Source organism: Streptomyces sp. SID14478, from assembly GCF_010548525.1.
Classification (GTDB): Bacteria; Actinomycetota; Actinomycetes; order Streptomycetales; family Streptomycetaceae; genus Streptomyces.
On the sequence record NZ_JAAGMG010000924.1, the window covers coordinates 1 to 3,143 of the forward strand.

Consider the following 3,143-nt stretch of genomic DNA (forward strand, 5'->3'; position numbering starts at 1 on the left):
CCAGCCGCAGGGCCGTCGTCGCCGTCGGCGCCGCCACCGGCGCGAGCCTGACGCTCGGCCTCGGCGGCAGCGCCGTCGCCGCGGACGCCCCCGGCACCGCCGTCCTGCGCTCCCGCGACCTCGACGTCCGCGTCGCCACCGCCTTCCCCGCCGTCGTCTCCTACACGGCCCGCTCCGGCGGCGCCGTGCTGCACGCCCAGCCCGACCCGGTCACCACCGTCCTCGTCGACGGCGTCGCCCACACCCCGAAGGTGACGGCGAAGCTCGGCGCCGCCCGCGCCGACTACCGGCTGACCCTGACCGGCGGCACCACCATCGACGTGACGATCACCGTCGAGGGCCACCGCGTCGACTGGCGCGTCACGAAGATCGCGGACACCGCCGCGCTGCGCGTCGGCACCCTCCAGATCCCCGGGCTCGCCCTGCTGTCCGTACGCAGCGACCAGCCCGGCGCCGCGCTGCTCGCCGCCACGGTGCAGCTCGACAAGGCCAAGAGCGGCGACACCCTCGTCACGCCGAAGGCCGACAGCCCCGCCCAGGCGCCCACCGGGTGCGCCTACGCCGTCGTCGCCCACGACACCCTCGGCGGCGCCTTCGAGACCAACACCGTCTACGACAAGCCGGACTCCGCCAGCAGCTGGGAGAACGGCCGCCTGTGGCGCGAGACCGTCCGCGGCGACGGCTTCACCGCCGCCCGGCTCGCCCCCGGCCAGTGGACGCACCGCGCCGCCACCGCCCCGGTCGACGCCACCGAACCCCTCCCGTACGCCACGGTGATCATCACCGGGGACCGCAACGGCGACGGGACCGTCGACTGGCAGGACGCCGCGATCGCCTTCCGCGACATCGCCGTCACCCCGCACGGCGCCGACGAGCAGCACCTGCGGGTCGTCCCGCACATCCCCTTCAACTTCGCCTCGCAGGCCACCAACCCGTTCCTCGCGACCCTCGACGGCGTCAAGCGGATCCACCTCGCCACCGACGGGCTGCGCCAGTACACGCTCCTGAAGGGCTACCAGTCCGAGGGCCACGACTCCGCGCACCCCGACTACGCGGGCAACTACAACACGCGCGCCGGCGGCCTCGACGACCTGAACACCCTGCTCCGCGAGGGCAAGAAGTGGAACAGCGACTTCGGCGTGCACGTCAACGCCACCGAGTCCTACCCCGTCGCCCACGCCTTCTCCGAGACCCTCGTCGACAAGACGGACGCGCAGTGGGACTGGCTCGACCAGAGCTACCGCATCGACCAGCGCCGCGACCTCGTCTCCGGCGACATCATCAAGCGCTTCGCCGACCTGCGCCGCGACACCGACCGGGGCCTCACCACCCTCTACATCGACGTGTTCCGCGAATCGGGCTGGACCTCCGACCGCCTCCAGCGGACCTTCCGCGAACAGGGCTGGAACGTCACCTCCGAGTGGGGACACGGCTTCGAACGCTCGTCGCTGTGGTCGCACTGGGCCACCGAGACCGACTACGGCCCCGACACCTCCCGCGGCATCAACTCCCGGCTGATCCGCTTCATCCGGCACCACCAGAAGGACGTCTTCTCCGACAAGTGGCCCACCCTCCTCGGCGTCGCCCGCATGGGCAACTTCGAGGGCTGGGTCGGCAAGACCGACTGGGCCGCCTTCTACCAGCTCATCTGGACGCACTCGCTGCCCGCCAAGTACCTCCAGGCGCAGCCCGTCAAGAGCTGGGGCGAGCACGAGATCTCCTTCTTCGGCGACACCCGCACCAGCGTCAGCGACGCCACCGGCAGCCGCCGCATCACCACCGACGGCCGCCTCGTCTACGACGGCGGCACCTACCTGCTGCCGTGGGAACCGCGCAAGGCCACGGACCCGGCGAAGCTGTACCACTACAACCCCGAGGGCGGCTCCACCAGTTGGCAGCTGCCGCGCGGATGGGCCCGCCTGTCACGCCTCGCCCTGTACCGGCTCACCGACCAGGGCCGCGTCTTCGTCGCCCACGTGCCCGTCGCCGGCGGCAAGGTCACGCTCCAGGCCGACGCCGACCAGCCCTACGTCCTCTACCGGCGCCGCACCGACCTGGACCGCGACCCCGACTGGGGACAGGGCACACCGCTGCACGACCCCGGATTCCACTCCGGGTCCCTGAAGGGCTGGACGGTCTCCGGGCCCGCGTCCGTCGAACTCAGCGACCTCGGCGACCACGAACTCGTCGTCGCGGCCGGCGCCGCCGCCACCGTCGCCCAGCGGCTGACCCGCCTCGCCCCCGGCACCTACGCCGCGTCCGTGCAGGTCGAGGTCGGGGCCACGGCGGGGGAGCGGCGCACGGCGTCCCTGGACGTCCGCACCGCCGACGGCGTCACCGCCACCAACTGGACGGACACCTCGACGGCGGACAACTCCGTCGCCTCCGACCGCAAGCACGACACCCGCTTCCAGCGCATGACCACGTACTTCACCGTCCCCGAGGGCGGCGGCCCCGTCACCCTCGCCCTGCGCGCCGCCGCCGGGCAGGCGCGGGTCCGCTTCGACAACGTGCGCATCGTCAGGGCAGTGCGGCCCGCCAGGCCCCAGGGCGCCCTCGCCTTCGAGGACTTCGAGCACGTGCCGCAGGGCTGGGGCCCCTTCGTGAAGGGCGACGCGGGCGGCGTCACCGACCCGCGCACCCACATCGCCCAGCGGCACGCGCCCTACACGCAGCGCGGCTGGAACGGCAAGGTGATCGACGACGTCATCGACGGCACGCAGTCCCTCAAGTCGCGCGGCGAGAACACCGGCCTGGTGTACCGCACCGTCCCGCACACCGTCCGCTTCACCCCCGGCAAGCGCTACCGCGTCCGCCTGCGGTACGAGTGCGAGCTGGCCGGCCAGTACGCCTGGGTCACCGCGGCGGACACGCCGGAGGCGACGGAACAGGAACGCGCGCCCCTGCCCGTCGCGACCGAACCCACCACCCTGTCCTACGAGTTCACCGCCCCCGCCAAGGGCGAGGCCTGGGTGGGGCTGCGCAAGGTGGGCGACGACGGCACCGCCGAATTCACCCTGGACGCCTTCGAGGTCACGGCGCTCGACCCCGCCTGACCGCGCCGACGGCCGCCGGGCCGGGCCGCTCCGGCGGCGCGGCCCGGTAGCCCGTCCACGTGCCACCACGCCCCACCACCACGCACC

General features: G+C 73.3%; 1 protein-coding gene. It reads left to right on the forward strand.

Going from position 1 to position 3,143, the window contains the following annotated elements:
• Positions 1 to 47 precede the first annotated feature (47 nt).
• Positions 48 to 3,056 carry an endo-alpha-N-acetylgalactosaminidase family protein gene (locus G3I40_RS30150; RefSeq protein ID WP_164305798.1) on the forward strand — a complete coding sequence of 1,003 codons (3,009 nt, stop codon included), beginning with the start codon at positions 48 to 50 and terminating at the stop codon, positions 3,054 to 3,056.
• The last annotated feature ends 87 nt before the right edge of the window (positions 3,057 to 3,143 follow it).